The sequence below is a fragment of the Devosia faecipullorum genome (assembly GCF_015158295.1).
Taxonomy (GTDB): domain Bacteria; phylum Pseudomonadota; class Alphaproteobacteria; order Rhizobiales; family Devosiaceae; genus Devosia; species Devosia faecipullorum.
Genome location: NZ_JACDXV010000006.1, coordinates 71,113 through 91,537, shown reverse-complemented (window position 1 = coordinate 91,537; position 20,425 = coordinate 71,113). Strand labels below are relative to the sequence as shown.

The window sequence follows — 20,425 nt, the reverse complement described above, 5'->3', positions numbered from 1 at the left end:
CCTTTTCTAACACTGAACGGAAGGGCGCTTCTCCTGACGCCTCATCCGCACCACATTCATGGAGCGCGCCGTGCGGCGGCCATGAAATCCTGCACCTTCTGGGGCACGAAGCGCCCCACGGCTGAACCGCTGTCCTTCATCGCTGTCGAGACAAAGGCACCATTGGCTTGCGCCATAGCTTCAGCGAAGTTTTCGCTGGTAACCCCGCCACCCACGAAGAGCGGCGCGTTGGGGTAACTGGCCCTGGCCCGGGCAACCATGTCGAGCGTCTGCTCATAGGTCTTGCCGGTGAGGACAAGGCCATCGGCAAGGCCCAGGCGCAGGGCAAATTCCACATCTTCCTCGAAGCCACCCGTAGCGATCGGCGTGCCGGTGCGGTCATGCACATCGGCGAGGATCGCAACATTGTCCGCGCCGAGCGCCGTGCGGGCCTTGATGGCCACATGCGCCTGTGCGGATTCGATGCCGAAGGGGGTCAGCATGGCGCCCACATAGATCTTGATGCGGACGAAATCGGCCCCCGAGGCCGATGCCACCGCCATCATGGCGTGGGCATCGTTCTCGAGAAAGTTTAGCCCGACTGGGCAGGATGCGGCGGCTACGATCTCGCTCGTCACGCGCGTCATCCAGGCCACCTGTTCCACGCTCGTCTTGTTGTGGACCGGGATGTCGCCGAGATTCTGCACCATCAAGGCATCAATTCCGTTGCGGCTCAGAATCTCCGCTTCGGAACGGGCGGCCTCGATCACTGCCTCGACCGCACCAACACGATAATTGGCACCGCCCGGCAGTGCGGGTAGCTGCACCATGCCGATTACGGCCCGATGCCCTTGCTTGATCTGCGAGAGTAGCCGGCTCATCAGGCCATCTCTGCCGAGTGGAAGATCTGTCGGAAGTTGACTTCCTGGCGGCGACGATCGTCGAAACCGAGGAAGGCCACGTTCTGGACCTTCGAGATTTCACAGGACAGGTATTCGAACACCAGCTTGTAGACGAAGGGCGTCAGCACTTCGCGGATGCCGGTCGGCATCGGGAAGAAGATGTCGGCGGCAGCGCGTGCCTCGGCGTCCGTTTCTTCCGCGATGATGATGACGCGCGATTCCATTTCGCGGGCCGCGCGGGCCTGTTCCAGACCACGGATGCGTCCGGGGCCGGGCGGCAGGATGATGAAGGTGTCGACGTTCGAGCGCGTCATGAAATAGTGCTCGTGCGCCCATTCTTCCAGCTGGGACAGGTGGGCCGGGCGGGTGAGGCTCTCGAACCACTTGGCCATGGCGAAATAGGCCGTGGCATAGTTCGGGCCGCCACCAACGAAGACGGTGTGGCGGTCCGGCGTGAAGCTGGCGGCAATCTCGCGCGACAGGGCGGCCGTTGGGGCATCGGCGGCGCGCATGGCTTCCGCCGTGGCGTGCAGTTCTTCCACCAGAGCCTTGGAGGCTGCGGCATCGAGATGGCCGATGCGCTCGCCGATGGCGATGGCGGCGACATAGAGGCCGAGCATGCTTGCCGTGTAGGTTACGGTGCCGGGGGTGACGACGCGGGTGCCGTTCGGCAGTTCCTTGATGTTTGGCGTGGCGTTGACGCGGATCAGCGTCTCGGCGGCCTGGGCCAGCTTGTTGTCGGCGCTGACGGTAACGGCGAAGGTCCATGCGCCCTTGGCACGAGCGAGGCGCACGCCTTCGATGGTGCGCGACACCGTGCCTGAATTGGACACACCGAACACGAAGCTGTTGTCGGGCAGGTCTTCAACGAGATAACGCGAGAATTCGAGTGCTTCGACCGCTTCCACCAGACGTCCGGTGGCCTTCATCATGAACTGGCGCACTGCAATGGCAGCGCAATAGCTGTCACCGCAGCCGATCATGAAGCCATGCTGCAACGAGCCGGGATCGCGATCTGCTACCACCGAACGCATATAGGTCAGCATCTCGTCGATGTTGTCCTTGACGAAGTCTGGCTGCAGCGCGATTTCGCGCAGCATGACGGTCTTTTCGTTTTCCACTTAAGAACTCCTAGTAGGTATGTATTAGAAGGGGCGGGCCTCTAGCCGGGCCAACAGCGCGCTTCGACGCGCCTCGCACTCTTCGGGGTGGGCAGATACCAGGGCACCAGGCCCTGAACTTTGAACTGCGAAACTTCCGGCCACCGAGCCACGCAGTGCCGCTTCGAGCGCCGTGCCGCCATGGACGAAGCCGGCAAGGGCCCCGCCGGAAAATGCGTCGCCTGCGCCGGTCGTGTCGCGCACGCCTTCGGCAATGGCGGGCAGCCAGGACAGTTCAGTGTCACCGGCGCCATGGAACAGCACACCGCCGCTGCCAAGCTTGACCGCGATCATCGGCACATCTGGCGCGACCTCGCGCATGCGGCGGATGATGTCGGGGATAGAATGGCCGGGATAAAGTGCCTCGGCATCCTGCTTGCTGGGCAGAAAAAGGTCGGCAGAAGCCAGCAATTGGGCGCGATCGGCATCGGCCAGTTCCATGAGGTAGCGGTCATCGAGATCGATCGAGATGGCCTTGGTGCCACGACTGCGCAGCTTGTCGGCAATGGCAATCTGCTGTCGCCATGGGACGGGAGCGATGTGCGCGTAATCGCAAGTCAGCGCCTCCACATCCTCAAGTGTCGGGCTGTATTCGAGCCAGTCGCGCGTATAGGAGCGGAACACGAAGGTGCGGGTGCCATCTTCTTCATAAAGGCCCCAGTCCCTCAGGGTCTGGCCGGTGCGGCGGCAGTAGTCGAGCACCAGCCGACCTTCGAGCACCTCGACCGGATAATCGGCACCGATGGGAGCCACGGCCGCCGGCCGGTGCCCCCATATCGCGATGCCCAGGGCAGAATAGATCGCGTTGCCGCCGGGCGTGTACCACATGGTGGTGCCATCGGCGAAAACGAGGTCGTCGACCGTGACATTGCCAAAACTGGCGAAGGCGAGATGAGTCACGTGGGCATACCTGCGCGCATAGAGGTGAATTCGACCACTTCGGTGTTGTGGTAGTTGACCGAAAGCAGCATCGGGACGTTGTTGTTATCGAGATGCAGCTCCTGCATGCGCAGAAGCGGCGCGCCGCGCTTGAGATGCAGCAGGCCGGCCACTTCGGTGTCGGCGGCGACAGCGGACACGCGCAGCTTGCTGTGCGAAATGGGGCGACTGAAACGCTCGCGCAGGAACTGGTAGATCGACCCGCCGGCAAACTGGCTGAGGACGCCGAAGTCCTTCTCGGCGTGCTGAAGCACGAGATATTCATTGCCGTAAACGAAAGGCAGGTCATCGATGAGACGCACGCGTCTTATCCGGCCGAGGGGGGCGCCCTCCTCCACACCAAGCTCAGCCGCGATCTTGTCGACGGCGGCAATCTGCTCGATCTGAAGATCGCGATGGCCCGAGGTGCCGCCGGCATTGCGGATCAGGTCCGTCATAGACCGCATCTGCTCGAGCGGGCTGAACATTGGCTTGCTTGCCTTGCTGACGAAAGTGCCAACGCCGTGCTTGACCTGCAGGTGACCGTCATGGGCCAGGATGCGGATGGCTTCGCGCAGGCTCGGACGGCTGATGTTGAGCTGCTTGGCAAGCTCCGCCTCGGGCATCAATTTGGTGCCGATAGGGATGATGCCCTGCTCGATCTGCTCGCGCAGCGCATTGGCCACGCGCTGGACGAGGTCGTCCCGGCGCACGCCGGAGGCCCAGATTTTTTCGTTCAGTTGGTGAAAGTCGATTTCGGTCACGGCGATCCTCGCTTGATGTGAAGCTTGCATGAAGAAATTCGGCGGTCAATAGGACAGAGGTCAAAAGTCTGACCTCTTGCTTCTTGTTGCAGTTTTGTGGTTTCCTATTGCCAACATCATGCCATGCCCAGGGGCTGGTCGCGAGGAGATAAGATGTCTGTTCACCATCTCAATGCCACGCCGGAGACTGTGGTTTGGGGTCGATTCTCGGCACAGATTGACCCCGTCTTGACCATTCGGTCCGGCGATTCGGTCGTGGTGGAGACCTATTCGGGCATTGCTGAACTTTATCCGCCCGAGGGCAGCGGCATGACCGTGTCGCCCAGGCTCAAGGCCATCAACGAAGCGGTGCTGCCGTTTCGCTGGGGCCACTTGCTAACCGGACCGATCGCGGTGGAAGGAGCCATGCCGGGCGATGTGCTTGAAGTGCGCATCGAGGCGGTGGAGCCGCTTGCGGATTGGGGATTTAGCGCCATCGAGCCGTTTGACGGCACCCTGCCGCATGACTTCATCATGCCCGAGCGTGTGCTGAGCCATATCAGCGTCGATCGCGCAGCACGCACTGCGAAAATGCCATGGGGTACGACGCTGCCGCTCAACCCGTTCTTTGGCGTCATGGGCGTGGCTCCACCACCCGAATATGGCGAGATTTCCTCGCGCGAGCCGCGCAAGCATGGCGGTAATCTCGACAACCGCCGCCTGACCGCCGGAACGACTGTGTTCTTTCCGGTCTGGGCCGAGGGCGCGCTGTTCACCTGTGGTGATGGCCACGGCATGCAGGGGGACGGCGAAGTCTGCGTCACTGCACTCGAAATGGCGCTCGAAGGGCGCTTTACTTTGGTGCTGCACAAGGCAGGCTCCGTTGCAGAGCGGGCGCTGCCTCGCGCCGAATCGAGCAGCCACCTGATCAGCATGGGTTTTGATGCCGATCTCGACGAAGCGCTGCGGATCGCCGTGCGTGAAATGATCGCCATGGTTTGCGAGTGCACCACACTGAGCCGTACGGAAGCCTATCAACTCTGTTCACTGGCGGCCGACTTCGCCGTTACCCAGTCGGTCAACGGTGAGAAGGGCGTCCACGGCGTGTTGCCCAAATCGGCTCTGGCCGGTGTGGAGGTAAGGTCGTGAAAGTCCTTGTTACCGGTGGCGCCGGCCTCGTCGGAATGGCATTGCGCCGACATCTGGAGGCGGCCGGGCACAGCGTGCTGGCCACCGACATTGCCAACTTCTCCCGGCATGACCCCGATCTCGTGCTCGCCGACCTCGACGATCACGTGCGTCTCGAGCAGATGGTCGTGGAAGGCGGTGTTCAGGCCATTGTGCATTCAGGCGGCATTTCCGGCCCGCTGATGCAGCGCGAAACCCCGTTGAACGTCATGCGCATCAATGTGGCTTCGACGGCCTTCCTGCTCGACCTGGCTCGGCGGCATAGTATCAACCGGTTCCTGCTGATGTCTTCGCACGTGGTCTATGGCCATAGCGACAAGGCGGTGATCTCGGAAGAGGACGCCGTGCATCCCGGCACGACCTATGCCGCCAGCAAGGTGGCAGGCGAAGCGCTGGTGGAGTCCTTTGCGCGCGAATTCGGCGTGTCGGCCGCGGCCCTGCGCCTGACCCGCGTCTATGGTCCGCATCGCCGCGCCAATTGCTATCTGCGGCAAGCCATCGAGGACAGTTTTGCGGGCAAGACCACGATCATTCCCTGCGACACGAGCTTCCCCTATCACTTTTTGTCGGTGGAAGACGTAGCCGGCGCGACGCTGGCGGCGCTGGCCACAGAAAAGCTCGAGCACGCCACCTATAATGTCGGCTCCGGCGAGGTGCTGACCATGGATGCCGTGCGCGACACCATTCTGGCGACCGTGCCCGGTGCCCGCATCGAACTGGTCGAAGGCCGCGATCCTGCACCCGAAGTGCAGAACGATTTCTCCCTGCAGCGACTGGCGGAGGACGCCGGCTGGCGGCCGCACTATCCGCTCGCTGCCGGATTTGCCGATTATTATCGGCGCGCATTGGCGGATGGAAAGGTAATGCAATGAAACTGGTGACGGCCGAGGCCACCACCCCCGCGCATCGACGCAATCCCGGTTTCCCGCTTGATCTCGACTGGGTCGAACGGGTCCGGATGAACCGTTCGGCGCTGGAGCGTCGGGCGGGGTCGATCGGGTCGCGGCGGACAGTCAAGAAGGACTATCAGCTGGCATGGCTCTTGAAGGCGATCACGCTGATCGATCTGACGACGCTCAACGCCGACGATACCGATGGGCGGGTCGAACGGCTCTGCGCCAAGGCACGGCATCCGCTGCGGTCCGACATCCTCGACAAGCTCGGCGTGCCCGGCCTGCGCATCCTGCCCGGCGCGGTGTGCGTCTATCATAATTTCGTCAAGACGGCGGTGACGGCGCTCGAAGGTACCGGCATTCCGGTTGCTGCTGTGTCGACCGCCTTCCCACATGGGCTGGCGCCAGTCGAGACCAAGCTGAGGGAGATCGAGTATTCGGTGGCCGACGGGGCCAAGGAGATCGACATCGTCATTGAGCGCGGCATGGTGCTGCGCGGCGACTGGCAGGCGCTCTACGATCAGGTCCAGGCGTTCCGCAAGGCCTGTGGCGACGCCCATATCAAGACCATTCTCGGGACCGGCGAGCTGGCCACCCAGACCAATATCGCCAAGGCGTCTCTTGTCTGCATGATGGCCGGAGCGGACTTCATCAAGACGTCGACGGGCAAGGAAAAGGTCAACGCCAATCTGGTGACCAGCCTGACCATGATCCGCATGATCCGCTGGTTCGCCGATGAGACCGGTATCGAGATCGGCTACAAGCCGGCGGGCGGCATCGCGACTGCGGGCGACGCGACCAAATACATGGCGCTAATGAAGGAGGAGCTGGGCACGCATTGGTTGCAGCCGCACCTGTTCCGCTTCGGCGCCTCCTCGCTGCTGACCGATATCGAACGCCAGCTCGAACACGGCCTGACCGGTCGCTACGCGGCGGACTACCGTCAGCCGATGGTGTGAGTTGAGCGGAGGGCCTGCGCGCCCTCCCATCCGGCGCTGTCCGCCACCTTCTCCCATCAGGGGAGAAAAATACCGACTGAACACTCTCGGCTCCGTCCCCTTCTCCCCGAGGAAGAAGGTGCCCGCGGGGCTGATGAGGGGGCGCGGAACACCGCGCGAGGAGATGAAATGAACAAGATCATGCAGATATTCCAGTCGCTCGATTATGGCCCGGCCCCTGAGGGCCCTGAACAAGCCATTGCCTGGCTCGAGAGCCACAACCGCAAGTTCGGTCACTTCATCGACGGCAAGTGGACCAAGCCGGGCAAGACCTTTGCCAGTGACAACCCCGCCAGTGGCGAACGGCTCGCCGATATCACCGATGGCACGGCCGAAGACGTGAACGCTGCCGTCAAGGCGGCTCGATCAGCCTTCAAGACTTGGTCGGCGCTGTCCGGCTATGAGCGCGGCAAGTACCTCTATGCCATTGCCCGCGCTGTGCAAAAGCATGCGCGCCTGTTTGCCGTGCTCGAGAGCATGGACAATGGCAAGCCAATCCGTGAGTCACGCGATATCGATATCCCGCTAGTGGCCCGTCACTTTTACCACCATGCCGGCTGGGCCCAGCATCTGAGCCGCAGCTTCCCGGATGCCGTACCCTATGGTGTGTGCGGGCAGATCATCCCGTGGAACTTCCCGCTGCTGATGCTGGCCTGGAAGATCGCCCCGGCGCTGGCTGCAGGTAATACGGTCGTTCTCAAGCCCGCCGAGTTCACTTCGCTGACCGCCCTGCTGTTTGCCGAAATCTGCGAACGTGCGGGCCTCCCCAAGGGCGTCGTCAACATCGTCACCGGCGAGGGCGACACCGGCGCCGCCATCGTCAATCACCCCGACATCGACAAGATCGCCTTCACCGGCTCGACCGAAGTGGGCAAGATCATCCGCGCCGCCACGGCCGGGTCGGGTAAAGGCCTCAGCCTCGAGCTGGGAGGCAAGAGCCCCTATATCGTCTTCGAGGATGCCGATCTCGACTCGGCCGTTGAAGGTCTGGTCGATGCCATCTGGTTCAACCAGGGCCAGGTCTGCTGCGCGGGATCGCGTCTTCTGGTGCAGGAAAGCATCGAAGAACGCTTCATCGCCAAGCTCAAGACGCGCATGGCGAGCCTACGGGTCGGCGATCCTTTGGACAAAAGCATCGATATCGGCGCCATGGTGGCCCCGGTGCAGGTCGAACGCATCCGTGACCTGATGAAGCGGGGCGCGGCCGAAGGCGCCGTCGTCTACGAGGCAGAAGGTCCGGTTCCTGCCAAGGGTTGCTTCCTCAAGCCCGCGCTCGTCACCAACGTCTCGCCGGCCAATACGCTGGTCGCCGAAGAGATCTTCGGACCTGTCCTGGTCGCCATGAGCTTCCGTACGCCCGAAGAGGCCGTCGCGCTCGCCAACAACACGAAATATGGTCTTGCCGCCACGATCTGGAGCGAGAACATCAACCTCGCGCTCGACATCGCGCCCAAGATCAAGGCCGGTGTGGTCTGGATCAACGGCACCAATAATTTCGATGCAGCCGTCGGCTTTGGCGGCTACAAGGAGAGCGGCTTCGGTCGTGAAGGTGGCCGCGAGGGCATGGCGTCCTATCTCAAGCCCGCCTGGGAGAAATCCCTCAAGTCCGCGCCCGTCACCGCTGCCCCCGCCAAGGCGATCAGCGCGGCCAATCCACTCGATGCCGGCCAGCTCGACCAGACCGCCAAGATGTATATCGGTGGCAAGCAGGCCCGCCCTGACAGCGCCTATTCCCGTGCGGTGCTCGATCCATCGGGCAAGCGTATCGGCGAGGTGGGCGAGGGTAACCGCAAGGATATCCGCAATGCCGTCGAGGCCGCCCGTGCCGCGCTCGGCTGGTCAACCACCTCCGCCCATGCCCGGGCGCAGATCCTCTACTTCCTCGCCGAAAATCTCGACTATCGCCGTGACGAGTTCGCTGCGCGTATCAAGGCACAGACCGGTCAGGACGGCATCGAGGAGGTCGCGTTGTCGGTCGAACGGCTGTTCGCTTTTGCCGGCTGGGCCGACAAGTATGACGGGGCCGTGCACAACCCGCCCCTGCGCGCCGTTGCCGCTGCCATGGTGGAGCCCCTGGGCGTTCTTGGCGTCGTTGCGCCCTCCAGTCGTCCGCTGCTCGGCTCCATCGCGCTGATCGCCCCGGCACTCGCCATGGGCAACACGGTCGTGCTGGTGCCCTCTGCCTCGTCGCCACTCAGCCTTACCGATCTTTACCAGGTCATCGAGACCTCGGACGTGCCATCGGGCGTCATCAACATCGTCACTGGCGACAGCGTGACCCTGGCCAAGACACTCGCCGAACATGACGGCGTCGACGGGCTCTGGTTCATGGGCCCGGCTGACGCTTCGGCCATGGTCGAAAAGGCCTCCATCGGCAACCTCAAGCAGACCTGGACCAGCCGGGGGCTTGCCTACGATCTGGCCGACCGGCGCTTCGAGGGCGACTACTTCCTCGCCCGCGCAACGCAGATCAAGAATGTCTGGATTCCTTACGGGGCGTAGCTCGAAAAGGCGGCGGTTCATCCCGCCGCCTTTTCGTGCCCAAAAGCAATTCCGCGCCCATCGGTGACGATGGACGCGGAACCACAGGGAGGACTGATAAAAGGGTAGGCTAGACCGACTGGTGTGGCCGAGCGAATGTCTCGAGCAGCATCGAGACGAACAGCTCTCGATCAGCATCAAGCGCAACGTGGCAATTGGGTTCGCGCTTGGTGCGGAATTCGTGATCCACCACTGTGCGGCCGATCGTATATTCGCCCTTGGTCTCGATGACGCAGTTCAGATGCCTTGTGGTGATCACCTCCGGGCGCACCAGGGCAGCGACGCACAGCGCGTCATGCACCGGCGCGGTCGCCAGGATGCCGGTCGGCTGGAACGTCTGATAGCCTTTGATGCGGTGTTCGATCACACTGGCCGCACCATTGCCCGCCGGCGTTCCGAGTGCCCGCATGGCGGCGCATTGGTCGAGCGAGACCAGCGCGCGATGGGTTGCATCGAGCGGCACCAGCGTGATCTTCTTGAAACCGGCTTCGAATACCACCTGGGCGGCTTCCGGGTCGGCCCAGATATTGAACTCGGCAGATGCGGTAATGTTGGACTTGTCGACGGCACCGCCCATGATCATGACTTCGGAAACGTTGTTCACAAAGTTCGGATCGAGCTTGATCGCTGCGGCAATGTTGGACAGCGGACCGACCGGCACGAGAACCGCATCGCGGTGTTCACCGGCAAAGGCCTTTACCAAGAATTCAGGTGCGGACATGGCCTGCTTCTTGGAGCGGGCCGGCGGCATCGGCAGTTCGGCCATATGGACCTGCACGTCCTTCTTGATCGCGCGCGGCACCGGGAAGTCTGTCCGGGCGATCGGCTGATTCAACCCTTCATAGACCGGCACATCATTGCGACCGATCAGATCAAGGGTGCGCAGCGTGTTGTCGGTGCAGTTTTCAACGGGCACGTTGCCGTTGACGGTGGTGCAGGCCACCAGGTTGAGCTGGGGATGCAGCCCGGCCATCATGATGGCGACGGCGTCGTCCGTACCGGTATCAACATCCAAGATAAGTTTACGCACGATAACTCCTCTGTCGTCTGACCTCTTATCAATGAGTAGCGAGAATTATGGTAGCTGACAACTGGAGAAGCGCATCACTTCAGCAATTGTGCAGCACGAGAAAAAACCTGGCACTACAGTTCGGATGTGACGCCCGGGGCAGGCTTTGCCTAAGGTGGAATCGTCGGGATTGTTCCAGACGATGGGCTGGACTGGATGGAACGAGCCGCGAGAAGCGCGTGTTCGCGACGCAATTTGTATGGCGCCGGTGCCTGTGTGGAACTCAATTCCCGCCGGGAGAAGCACCTGATCTTGACTTGGAGATGACACGATGAGCGCTGTGATCAATCCTCTCGATGGCCACCCAAGGTGCAGCTGGTGTGCTGCGGCGCCCGAATTTCTGCCTTATCATGACGATGAATGGGGCTATCCGGTCGACGATGATCGGCTTCTGTTCGAAAAACTCAGTCTCGAGGTCTTTCAGGCTGGACTGAGCTGGCGCACTATTCTCAACAAGCGCGCCGCCTTTCGGGCCGCTTTTGCCGGCTTCGACATCGATGCCCTGGCCGCTTTTACCGCTGCCGATGTCGAGCGCCTTCTGGCCGACGCCGCCATTGTCCGGCATCGAGCTAAGATCGAGGCGGTGATCAACAATGCGGCGCGGGCGCAGCAATTGCTGGCCGAGGCCGGCTCGCTCGCCGCCTTTGTCTGGCGCTATGAAGCGCCTCCTCCAGGCCCGCCGCATGGCGCCGCCACCTCCCCGCAATCGGAAGCTCTGTCCAGGGCCCTCAAGCAGCGCGGCTGGCGCTTTGTCGGGCCTACGACGATTTTCGCCTTCATGCAGGCCATGGGCCTGGTCAATGGCCATGCGGAAGCCTGCATCGTGCGCGCCAAGGTAACGGCGTCGCGGCGGAATTTCACCATTCCCCGCCATTGAGACAGGGACGAAAAACGCGTCCCGCCAGCATCCGCGCGCCGATAACGCTTGCGACCTGGTCCCATTTCCGCCATCAAGCCGCCGTGTTTGGCGTTTAGCCGCACAATGTTGCGCGTCGGTCGATGCTGGCGCGTGACATGTCGGAATTTGGGGCAAGGCGGTAAAGGATTGCACATGACGGCGCGGCCACTTGCCCTTGCCTCCACCCTGGCGCTGACGCTCGTTCTGGCGGGCTGTTCCATCGCCGGCGTCAAGCCGCTGCCGGGCAATCGCAGCGCCACGGCGAGCGCCGCTATAGCCAGCGTAGCGCCAGTCGTGCCGGAAACGCGGGCCGGGCACGTGCCGGCCGCTGCCGCCGTGCCCCGGGCCGCAGATGAATTCGTTTTGGCCTATGCCGATGGCAATCGCGGCGCGCTGGACGGGTTGATCGCCCATTACTCCACCGAATATGCAGTGCCCGAGGCGCTGGTGCGCCGGGTCATCGTGCGCGAAAGCAATTACAATCCATCCGCCCGCAACGGGCCCTATTACGGGTTGATGCAGATCAGCCATGCCACCGCGCGCGGCATGGGCTTCGCGGGCGAACCTGCCGGCCTGCTCGATGCCGAAACCAATCTGCGCTATGCGGTGCGCTACCTGGCCGGAGCCTATGTCACCGCCGGCGGCGATCAGGACCGCGCGGTGCAATTTTACGCCAAGGGCTATTATTTCGACGCCAAGCGGCTCGGCCTGCTGGAAAAGAGCGGGCTGCGCTGAGCCTATTCGGCTGGCGCGACCATCGAGAGCAGGGCGCCGACCTTTTCGGCCAATTCCTCCTCGCGGAACGGCTTTTCGATGCGCGGCAAGGTGTTGGCAATGCCCTGGGGCAATTCGGCATAGCCGGTCGAGAGCAGCACCGGCAGGCCGGGACGCAAGCGGCACGCCTGTTCGGCCAGTTCCACCCCATTCATCATGGGCATGGAATAATCGGTGATCAGCGCCGCGATCTCGGGATGATTTTCCAGCAGGGTGAGCGCGTCGCGGCCTGAATAGGCTTCCAGCACGATATGACCGAGCTCGGTCAGGTGATCGACCATGTTGAGTGTGATCAGGGCATCGTCGTCCACCACGAGGATGGTGGCGGCGGAGCCCTTGTTCGGACCGGTCTGCACGAATTGTCCTTTCATTACCGCTCTGGGAGAAAGGAGGCTGCTTTCCACCGATAAGGCAAGACCTAAACCCGGAACGTGGCGAAGTTGGGTCCAGCGGCTGGGCCGGTCGCTGCTGACAGGGGTGGACAAAAATGGGTGCCATCCTGGCGTGTGAAGCGGTAAGTTGCCGCGACTAGATAAGAGGAATCGGTTCATGCACCTGCTGCTCGTCGATGGCTCGGGCTATATTTTCCGTGCCTTCCACGCCCTGCCGCCACTCAGCCGCAAGTCGGACGGGCTGCCAGTGGGCTGCGTGCAGGGCTTCTGCAACATGCTGTTCAAGCTGACGCAGGACATGGATGGCGACGAGGCCCCGACCCATATGGCGGTCATCTTCGACGCCAAGGGCAAGACTTTCCGCGACGACCTCTATCCCCAATACAAGGCCCAGCGCCCGCCTGCGCCCGAGGAATTGATCCCTCAATTCCCCCTGACCCGCTCGGCCACCAGGGCCTTTTCCATTCCCTCCATCGAAATGGAGGGCTGGGAGGCCGACGACATCATGGCCACCTATGCGCGCATGGCGCGCGCTGCGGGCATGAAGGTCACCATCGCCTCCTCGGACAAGGATCTGATGCAATTGGTCGAGCCGGATGGCTCCATTCGCCTGCTCGACACCATTCCGCGCCCCGGCCAGCCGCCGCTGCGCTGGATCGGCCCCGACGAGGTTTTTGCCAAGTTCGGCGTCACTCCCGACAAGGTCATCGATGTGCAGGCCCTGTGCGGTGACAGCGTCGACAACGTGCCCGGCGTACCCGGCATCGGCGTCAAGACGGCGGCGGAATTGATCAATATCTATGGCGACCTCGAAACCCTGCTCGAGCGCGCCGGCGAGATCAAGCAGAACGCCCGGCGTGAAAAGCTCATCGCCAATGCCGATCTGGCCCGCATTTCCAAACAGCTGGTGACGCTGGAGCAAAAGGTTCCCGTCGAGATCGACCTCGATGGCCTTCTGCGCCAGCCGATGAGCCCCTCGGCGTTGTTTCCCTTCCTCAAGGCGATGGAATTTGCCACCATCACCAAGCGTCTCGCCACCCTGCTCGACGCTAATCCCGACGATTTCGAAGCCGATCCGGAATTGAAGGCCGGCGGCGCCGAGCCCATCCCCGGCGCCCCGCAAAAATCCACCTCGCTCTCGGTCGCCAAGGCCAAGCTCGCCGCCAATGTCGTGCCCGGCACGGGCCCGGCCCGCCACGCCGCCGAGGAACATGCGCGCATCAAGGCCATTCCGGTCGATCACGCCGCCTATGAAACGCTGACGACCCCCGACCAGCTCGCCCGCTGGATCGAAAAGATCGTGGCCAAGGGGCATGTGGCCATCGACACCGAGACCACGGGGCTCGATCCGCAACAGGCCGATCTGGTGGGGGTCTGCCTTTCCACCGAGATCGGCGAGGGCTGCTATATTCCGGTCGGTCACGCCTTGCCCGGCGACCTTCTGGGCGGCGGTGGGCTGGTCGAGGGGCAATTGCCCATCCGCACCGTGCTCGACAGCCTCAAACCCGTGCTCGAAGATCGCTCGATCCTCAAGATCGGGCAGAACGTCAAATATGACATCGAAGTTTTGGCCCGCTACGGCATTGCGATGGCGCCCATCGATGACACCATGCTCATCTCCTATGCGCTGGATGGCCCGCGCTATAATGGCATGGACGTGCTGGCCGACCATTGGCTCGGCCACAAAACCATCTCTTTTTCCGAGCTGGCCGGCACCGGCAAGCACCAGAAGACTTTCGATCAGCTCGATATCCCCGCCGCCGCCCGCTATGGCGCCGAGGATGCCGACATAACCCTTCGCCTCTGGCATGTGTTGAAGCCGCGCCTCGCCGCCGAAAATGCTACGACGCTCTATGAAACCATCGAGCGGCCGCTGGCTCCGGTCCTGGCCCGGATGGAGGCGCGCGGCGTCCTAGTCGATCGGCAGATTCTTGCCCGCCTCTCTGGTGACTTCGCCCAGCGCGCCGCCGCTTTCGAGGCCGAGGCGCATGAATTGGCCGGCCAGAGCTTCAATCTCGGCTCGCCCAAGCAATTGGGCGAAATCCTCTTCGACAAGATGGGGCTCGAAGGCGGCACCAAGACCAAGACCGGCGCCTGGTCCACCGGCGCCGATGTGCTCGAAGATCTGGCGCTCAAGGGCATTCCCTTGGCCCGCACCATTGTCGACTGGCGCCAGCTCACCAAGCTCAAGGGCACCTATGCCGACGCGCTGCCCACCTATATCAATCCGCGCACCGGTCGCGTTCACACCTCCTATTCGCAGGCTTCGGTGCTCACCGGGCGGCTCTCATCCAACGATCCCAACCTGCAGAACATTCCCGTCCGCACCGAAGACGGGCGCAAGATCCGCTCCGCCTTCATCGCCCCGCCGGGCAAGGTGCTGATCTCGGCCGACTATTCTCAGATCGAATTGCGGGTTCTCGCCCATATCGCCGATATCGGCGCGCTCAAAGATGCTTTCGAAGAGGGGCTGGACATTCACGCCATGACGGCGTCGGAAATGTTCAACGTGCCGGTGGAGGGCATGCCGAGCGACGTGCGCCGGAGAGCCAAGGCGATCAATTTCGGCATCATCTATGGCATTTCGGCCTTCGGCCTCGCCAACCAGCTGGGCATCGCCCGCTCCGAGGCCGGGGATTATATCAAGACCTATTTCGAGCGCTTCCCCGGCATCCGCGATTACATGGACGCCCAGAAGCTCAAGGTGAAGGCCGACGGCCACGTCATGACCATTTTCGGCCGCAAGATCCAGTTCCCCAATGCCAATTCCGGCAATCCCAGCGAACGCGCCTTTGTCGAGCGCGCCTCGATCAATGCGCCGATCCAGGGCAGCGCCGCCGACATCATCCGCCGCGCCATGATCCGCATGGAAGGCGAATTGGCCAAGGCCGGTATCGAAGCCGACATGCTGCTGCAGGTGCATGACGAACTGATCTTCGAAGTACCCGAAGGCAGCGAGGATCAGGCCATTCCGGTGATCCGGCGCGTCATGGAAAGCGCAGCCGAACCGGCCGTGCGGCTAACCGTGCCGATCCACGTAGACGCCCATGCCGCCAGGAACTGGGACGAGGCGCATTAGATGGGGCTGGAGCGTTTCCGCCTTGCCCGGACATTCCCTTGCCGTGCACCCGCCCTTCCACCGCCATTGCCCGGCTCGTCCGGGCAATCCGGTTCCTCGAGCCTTCTCCTGGCGCAATAGAGCCGTCAGCTCACCACCACGTTCCGTCCCGTTCCACCCGGCGGAATCGTCATCCCGACCCGCAGGCGCGCGGCCGCCAGAACCTGTTCCGCCCGTGCCGCCCATTCCACCAGAACGATGGCCTCCGGGTCGTCGAGCAGGCCCAGTTCGTCGGCTTCCGCCGCATCGGCCAGCCGATAGAGATCGGCATGCAGGACCGGGCCGCGCATTGTCTTATAGGGCTGGATGATGGCGAAGGTCGGGGAGGGGACTTCGAGCCCTGGATCGCCGGCCAGCGCCCGGATAATGGCGCGCGCCAGAGCAGTTTTTCCGGCCCCCAGATCGCCTTCGAGGCTGACGATGTCGCCGGGTTTGAGGCTGGCCGCCAGTTCCGCGCCGAAGCGGGAGGTGGCGCCATCGTCGGGCAGAAAGGTTTCAATCGGCTCAGGCACATCCGTCTCCGTCATTGCCCGTCTCATCCGGGCAATCCATGCACCATTCGGATAAACCGGGTGGTGACGGCGAACAAGGGCATCGCGCCGGCGGAATTGCCAATCAAGCCACCTTCGTGATTGGCCCTTTGGGACGGCCCGGAGCTATTCCGCCACGCCCGCCAGCGCCGAATTCATCGGCAGGTTGACGATGATGCGGCTGCCGCGCGGTTCGCGCTTTTCCGCCGAGATGGTGCCGCCATGCAGATTGACGAAGGTGCGCACGATGGAGAGCGCCAGCCCGGCGCCGCGCTGGCGGCCGCCGGCTTGCGGGCCGTCCAGGCGGGTGAGGATGGCCGCCTTCATCTCGTCGGTAATGCCCGGCCCCTCGTCCTCGATGACGAAGAGCATGCGCTCGGCCCGGTGCGATACTGAAAGTCGGATTTCTCCGCCGGGTGGGGAGAAGCGGGCGGCGTTGGAGAGCAGGTTATAGAGCACCTGCACGATGCGGGTGCCATCGGCGACGAATTGGGGCAGGTCCGGCTCGATGGCGATGACCAGGTTCGGCGCCTCGCCCGACACTTCTGGAAAACTGGCGGCAATGCCGGCCCTGGCCTTGTCGATCAGCGCCGGAATATCGAGTATTTCCGGCTTGAGTTCGGCAATGCCCGCATCGACCGAAGCCAAGTCAAGAATATTGTCGATCAAGACGCCCAGGGTCACCGATGAGGCGCGGATATAATCGAGATATTCGCGCTGCCGCTCATTGAGGCTCTGGCCTTCATTGTCGGCCAGCAGGTCGGAAAAGCCGATAATATTGGTGAGCGGGCTGCGCAATTCATAGGAGACGTTCTCGACAAAGGCGTCCTTGAGTCGATCGGCGGCGACCAGCGCGTCATTGCGCTCCTTGAGCACTTTCGAATAGGAGGCGCTTTCGGTGACGTCGAGAAAGGTCATCATCGTCTGCCCGTCGGGCAGCCGGGTAATGGCATAATCGATCAGCCGGCCATCGGAGCGGTTGAGCCGGCCGGTACGGTCGGTGCGCGTGGGATTGAGATCGACGATCGAGCGCTTGAGGTCGCGCCAGATCGTGGCTCCGTCCTCGGGAATGGCCAGGCCGCTGGCCTCGGCCAATTGGTCGATATGGGGATTCGCGTCGAAGGCATTGAGCGGCAGCTTCCACAATTTGGACAATTGCGGATTGGAGAGCGTCAGCCTGCCATTGGTGCCGAACACCGCCACCGCCTCGCTCAGTGCGTTGATGCTTTCGCGCATCACATTGGTGAAGCTTTTGTTGGTGCTTTCCAGTTCCAGCCGTTCGGTCAGGTCTTCGTAGACATAGATGACCCCACCCTCGGGACCGGCCGGGGCCGAAATCACCTTGATCGTGCGGCCATCGGGCAGGTGCCAGGGCTCGGCCTCGAACGGCACCTTGCGCTGGTAGCTTTCCAGGTGCTTGGCGCGCCAGGTGTGGTAATCGACCTGATTGGGCAGCATGCCCAGCGTGCGCAGCTTGTCGAGAATGGCGCGCTCGTCGAGGCCTTTGGTGAGGAAGGCCGGATCGAGATTCCACAGGGCCGCATAGGCGGCGTTGAATTGGGTGAGTTCCCGCCGGGCGTTGAAGATGGCGATGGGTGTGGCCAGCGCATCAATAATGCCCCCGATATGGGCGAGGCCTGCTTCGGATTTTTGCCAGGCATTTTCCAGCGGGCGCAGATAGCCGGCCCGTCCGCCAGGCAGCTCGATTTCAACCAGCTCGAACCGGCCATGGTCGGCGAAATCCACCGGTGCGGTTTTGTTGGCCCGCGGGTCGATGATCTCGGCAGGGCGGGTTTCCAGACAGGTCTTGTCGAGCGCCGTGGCAAGGGCGCAATAGGCGCCATTGGCATAGACCAATTGGCCCGTTCCGTCGCGCAGGAAGGCCGGTTTGCTCAACAGGCCCAGCAGAGCGCGCACGCTTTGCTGGTCGTTCTCGGCAATTTCCGCTTCATTATCGGCCACCAGCGCGGCCTCGTCGCCGGGCTGGCTGAAGGCCGGGCGCAGGCGCATGGCGGCGCCATCGCCCATGGCCCAGCCGGTGGCGCGCACCAGCTTGCCCTCGGCGGTCTTGATGCTGGCGGAAAAGCCGCGCCCTTGCAGGCGCAATTCGTCGAGCATGGCGGCGAGGCGATTGGATTCGGCGGCGCCCAGCCAGCTATGCAGGTTGAGCACGCTTTGCGGCTGGCGGCCCGGCGGTAGCACGGCGCTGGCCTGGCCAAGAATGCGCGGCCCGTCCTGTCCGCTCCACAAAATGGTCAGCTCGGTACTGCCCGAGACCAGATTTTCATATTCATCGACCAGCGCGCGCAGATCGGCGATCTGCTCGGCGGCACGGCGGCGCGCGGCGCGGTTGTCGGCCAGGAGGCGGCGGATGATGGTCATGGAAATGAGCGCGAAACCGCCCGCGCCGATGGCGACGGCGATGGGGGCGATATTGCCCAGGCTCGCCGGGGCAAAGCCCTGCGCCAATGCCGGTGCGGCCGTGAGCAGGGTCAGGCAGGCGGATGCCGAAGCCGCGAATCCCCATCGTTTCCGGAGCCGTGCCGGCGCCATGCTGCCCTCTTTCACTTAGCTTTCGTGAATGCCCATCCGGCCGGGACGGCCGGTACGCCACTTTAGGACCGGGCAGCCAACGCCGAACGGGATCCGTTCCGGCTGCCTTCGAACGGCTTGCATGTCCCCCGCAACCCGAATCACTAGACCATAGCGGCAGCGCGAATCGGGCAAAAGAGTCTTCATGGCTGTGCGTTGCGGGCAAAGCGGCAGGAAAGTACTTGACCCAAGAACGAAACAGAAACCTTTAAAAAGAGTAAAAGCCCGGCACTGGGGCCGGGCTTTCAGCAGATTTTTTTGGCGACGCGCGCCGGATGCTTAATAGCGATATTCGCCCGACTTGAACGGACCCGCGACCGGCACGCCGATATAATCGGCCTGGGTCTTGGTCAGCTTGGTCAGCTTGGCGCCGAGCTTGGCCAGATGCAGTTCGGCGACCTTTTCGTCGAGATGCTTGGGCAGGACATGCACCTTCTTCTCGAGCGTCTCGCCCTTGGTCCACAATTCGATCTGCGCCAGGGTCTGGTTGGCGAAGCTGGCCGACATGACAAAGCTCGGGTGGCCCGTGGCATTGCCCAGATTGACCAGACGCCCTTCCGACAGCAGGATCAGCCGCTTGCCATTGGGCTGCTCGATCATGTCGACCTGCGGCTTGATATTGGTCCACTTGAAATTGCGCAGGCCCAATACGTCGATCTCGTTGTCGAAATGGCCGATATTGCAGACGATGGCCATGTCCTTGAGATTGCGCATGTCATCGACCATCAACACGTCGCGATTGCCGGTGGCGGTGACGACGATATCAGCGCGGTGGGCGGCGTCTTCCAGCGTTACCACCTCGAAGCCTTCCATGGCGGCCTGCAGGGCGCAGATCGGGTCCACTTCGGTGACAAGGACGCGGGCGCCGGCGCCGCGCAGCGATTCCGCCGATCCCTTGCCCACATCGCCATAGCCGCAGACGATGGCGACCTTGCCGGCCAGCATCACGTCGGTGCCGCGGCGGATGGCGTCCACCAGCGATTCCCTCGTGCCGTATTTATTGTCGAACTTGGACTTGGTCACCGAGTCATTGACGTTGATGGCCGGGAAGGGCAGTTCGCCCCGCGCGTGCAGCTGATGGAGCCGCATCACGCCCGTCGTCGTCTCTTCGGAAACGCCGCGGATCGCGTCTTTGATCCGGGTGAAGAAGCCGGGGGTCTTTTCGAGCCGCCGCTTGATGGTGGCGAAGAAGATTTCCTCTTCCTCATTGCCCGGCTTGGCCAGAACGGCAATGTCCTTCTCGGCCTTGGCGCCGTTGAGGATATACATGGTGGCGTCGCCGCCATCGTCGAGGATCATGTTGGGCGTAAGGCCATTGCCCCAGTCCATCATGCGGTCGGTAAAATCCCAATATTCTTCCAGCGTTTCGCCCTTATGGGCAAAGACCGGGATGCCGGCGGCGGCGATGGCGGCGGCGGCATGGTCCTGGGTGGAAAAGATATTGCAGCTCACCCAGCGCACTTCGGCCCCGAGCGCCACCAGCGTCTCGATCAGCACGGCGGTCTGGATGGTCATGTGCAGCGAGCCGGCAATGCGCGCGCCCTTGAGCGGCTGGCTGGCCGCATATTCCTCGCGGATCGCCATCAGACCCGGCATTTCGATCTCGGCGATCTGGATTTCCTTGCGGCCGAAATCGGCGAGGCTGATGTCCTTGACCGCGTAATCGGTCGGGCTCTTGGTCATGTCGGGCTCCAGAAGGATTTTCTCTTGGCCCTTCTATACGGGAGCAG

15 protein-coding genes and 1 pseudogene are annotated in these 20,425 nt (G+C 62.8%); 7 read left to right on the top strand and 9 right to left on the bottom strand.

The window, feature by feature from the left end; translation table 11 throughout:
• Window positions 1–56 precede the first annotated feature (56 nt).
• The 4 genes from H0482_RS13405 to H0482_RS13390 are packed head-to-tail and all read right to left on the bottom strand — an operon-like array spanning window position 57 to window position 3,723.
• Window positions 57–860: a BtpA/SgcQ family protein gene (locus H0482_RS13405; protein WP_193730576.1), complete on the bottom strand. Its 804-nt coding sequence runs from the start codon at window positions 858–860 to the stop codon at window positions 57–59.
• Window positions 860–2,002, bottom strand: a complete 1,143-nt coding sequence (locus tag H0482_RS13400; RefSeq protein ID WP_193730575.1) for an SIS domain-containing protein — start codon at window positions 2,000–2,002, stop codon at window positions 860–862. Before H0482_RS13400 ends, H0482_RS13405 begins: the two co-directional genes overlap by 1 nt.
• A gap of 24 nt (window positions 2,003–2,026) precedes the next feature.
• A complete protein-coding gene (locus H0482_RS13395) occupies window positions 2,027–2,941 on the bottom strand; it encodes a carbohydrate kinase family protein (RefSeq protein ID WP_193730574.1) in 915 nt (304 codons plus the stop codon).
• A complete protein-coding gene (locus H0482_RS13390) occupies window positions 2,938–3,723 on the bottom strand; it encodes a GntR family transcriptional regulator (protein WP_193730573.1) in 786 nt (261 codons plus the stop codon). The genes H0482_RS13395 and H0482_RS13390 overlap by 4 nt, the downstream gene beginning before the upstream one ends.
• Window positions 3,724–3,876: 153 nt before the next feature.
• Between H0482_RS13390 and H0482_RS13385 the strand changes: the two genes are divergently transcribed.
• From H0482_RS13385 to H0482_RS13370, 4 genes are all read left to right on the top strand, one after another.
• The gene (locus H0482_RS13385) at window positions 3,877–4,851 is read left to right on the top strand and encodes an acetamidase/formamidase family protein (protein WP_193730572.1); all 975 of its coding nucleotides are present in this window, start codon (window positions 3,877–3,879) and stop codon (window positions 4,849–4,851) included.
• Window positions 4,848–5,762, top strand: a complete 915-nt coding sequence (locus H0482_RS13380; RefSeq protein ID WP_193730571.1) for an NAD-dependent epimerase/dehydratase family protein — start codon at window positions 4,848–4,850, stop codon at window positions 5,760–5,762. Before H0482_RS13385 ends, H0482_RS13380 begins: the two co-directional genes overlap by 4 nt.
• The gene (gene deoC / locus H0482_RS13375; protein ID WP_193730570.1) at window positions 5,759–6,742 is read left to right on the top strand and encodes a deoxyribose-phosphate aldolase; all 984 of its coding nucleotides are present in this window, start codon (window positions 5,759–5,761) and stop codon (window positions 6,740–6,742) included. The genes H0482_RS13380 and deoC overlap by 4 nt, the downstream gene beginning before the upstream one ends.
• Before the next feature lie 168 nt (window positions 6,743–6,910).
• Entirely contained in the window at window positions 6,911–9,283 is a 2,373-nt protein-coding gene (locus tag H0482_RS13370; RefSeq protein ID WP_193730569.1) for an aldehyde dehydrogenase family protein, read from the top strand.
• Window positions 9,284–9,392: 109 nt separating this feature from the next.
• Here the strand turns inward: H0482_RS13370 and H0482_RS13365 are convergent, their stop codons facing one another.
• Window positions 9,393–10,352 (bottom strand): nucleoside hydrolase, encoded by a 960-nt coding sequence (locus H0482_RS13365; RefSeq protein WP_330998265.1) that lies wholly within the window; start codon window positions 10,350–10,352, stop codon window positions 9,393–9,395.
• A gap of 310 nt (window positions 10,353–10,662) precedes the next feature.
• Between H0482_RS13365 and H0482_RS13360 the strand changes: the two genes are divergently transcribed.
• Window positions 10,663–11,268 (top strand): DNA-3-methyladenine glycosylase I, encoded by a 606-nt coding sequence (locus H0482_RS13360; RefSeq protein WP_193730568.1) that lies wholly within the window; start codon window positions 10,663–10,665, stop codon window positions 11,266–11,268.
• Between the two features lie 414 nt (window positions 11,269–11,682).
• A pseudogene (locus tag H0482_RS16620) lies at window positions 11,683–12,024 on the top strand (transglycosylase SLT domain-containing protein); the annotation flags it as partial.
• A 2-nt stretch (window positions 12,025–12,026) separates the two neighbouring features.
• Here H0482_RS16620 and H0482_RS13350 read toward each other — a convergent pair.
• Entirely contained in the window at window positions 12,027–12,434 is a 408-nt protein-coding gene (locus H0482_RS13350) for a response regulator (protein ID WP_193730566.1), read from the bottom strand.
• A gap of 178 nt (window positions 12,435–12,612) precedes the next feature.
• Here H0482_RS13350 and polA point away from each other — a divergent pair, with 178 nt between their 5' ends.
• Complete coding sequence (gene polA / locus H0482_RS13345; protein WP_193730565.1) at window positions 12,613–15,534, top strand: DNA polymerase I; 2,922 nt, start codon at window positions 12,613–12,615, stop codon at window positions 15,532–15,534.
• Window positions 15,535–15,659: 125 nt separating this feature from the next.
• Here polA and tsaE read toward each other — a convergent pair whose 3' ends face one another.
• The 3 genes from tsaE to ahcY all read right to left on the bottom strand — a co-directional run bounded on the left by tsaE (window position 15,660) and on the right by ahcY (window position 20,378).
• The gene (gene tsaE, locus H0482_RS13340; protein ID WP_230989640.1) at window positions 15,660–16,100 is read right to left on the bottom strand and encodes a tRNA (adenosine(37)-N6)-threonylcarbamoyltransferase complex ATPase subunit type 1 TsaE; all 441 of its coding nucleotides are present in this window, start codon (window positions 16,098–16,100) and stop codon (window positions 15,660–15,662) included.
• Between the two features lie 129 nt (window positions 16,101–16,229).
• On the bottom strand, window positions 16,230–18,671 hold the full coding sequence (locus H0482_RS13335; protein WP_193730563.1) for a sensor histidine kinase: 2,442 nt from the start codon (window positions 18,669–18,671) through the stop codon (window positions 16,230–16,232).
• Between the two features lie 303 nt (window positions 18,672–18,974).
• Window positions 18,975–20,378 carry an adenosylhomocysteinase gene (gene ahcY / locus H0482_RS13330; protein WP_193730562.1) on the bottom strand — a complete coding sequence of 468 codons (1,404 nt, stop codon included), beginning with the start codon at window positions 20,376–20,378 and terminating at the stop codon, window positions 18,975–18,977.
• Window positions 20,379–20,425 lie beyond the last annotated feature (47 nt).

Bases quoted from the DNA above. Each gene is read 5' to 3' on its own strand.
- H0482_RS13385 (WP_193730572.1), top strand. From the start codon at position 3,877: ATGTCTGTTCACCATCTCAATGCCACGCCGGAGACTGTGGTTTGGGGT.
- H0482_RS13360 (WP_193730568.1), top strand. From the start codon at position 10,663: ATGAGCGCTGTGATCAATCCTCTCGATGGCCACCCAAGGTGCAGCTGG.
- H0482_RS13350 (WP_193730566.1), bottom strand. From the start codon at position 12,434: ATGAAAGGACAATTCGTGCAGACCGGTCCGAACAAGGGCTCCGCCGCC.
- tsaE (WP_230989640.1), bottom strand. From the start codon at position 16,100: ATGACGGAGACGGATGTGCCTGAGCCGATTGAAACCTTTCTGCCCGAC.
- ahcY (WP_193730562.1), bottom strand. From the start codon at position 20,378: ATGACCAAGAGCCCGACCGATTACGCGGTCAAGGACATCAGCCTCGCC.
- deoC (WP_193730570.1), top strand. From the start codon at position 5,759: ATGAAACTGGTGACGGCCGAGGCCACCACCCCCGCGCATCGACGCAAT.
- H0482_RS13370 (WP_193730569.1), top strand. From the start codon at position 6,911: ATGAACAAGATCATGCAGATATTCCAGTCGCTCGATTATGGCCCGGCC.
- H0482_RS13405 (WP_193730576.1), bottom strand. From the start codon at position 860: ATGAGCCGGCTACTCTCGCAGATCAAGCAAGGGCATCGGGCCGTAATC.
- polA (WP_193730565.1), top strand. From the start codon at position 12,613: ATGCACCTGCTGCTCGTCGATGGCTCGGGCTATATTTTCCGTGCCTTC.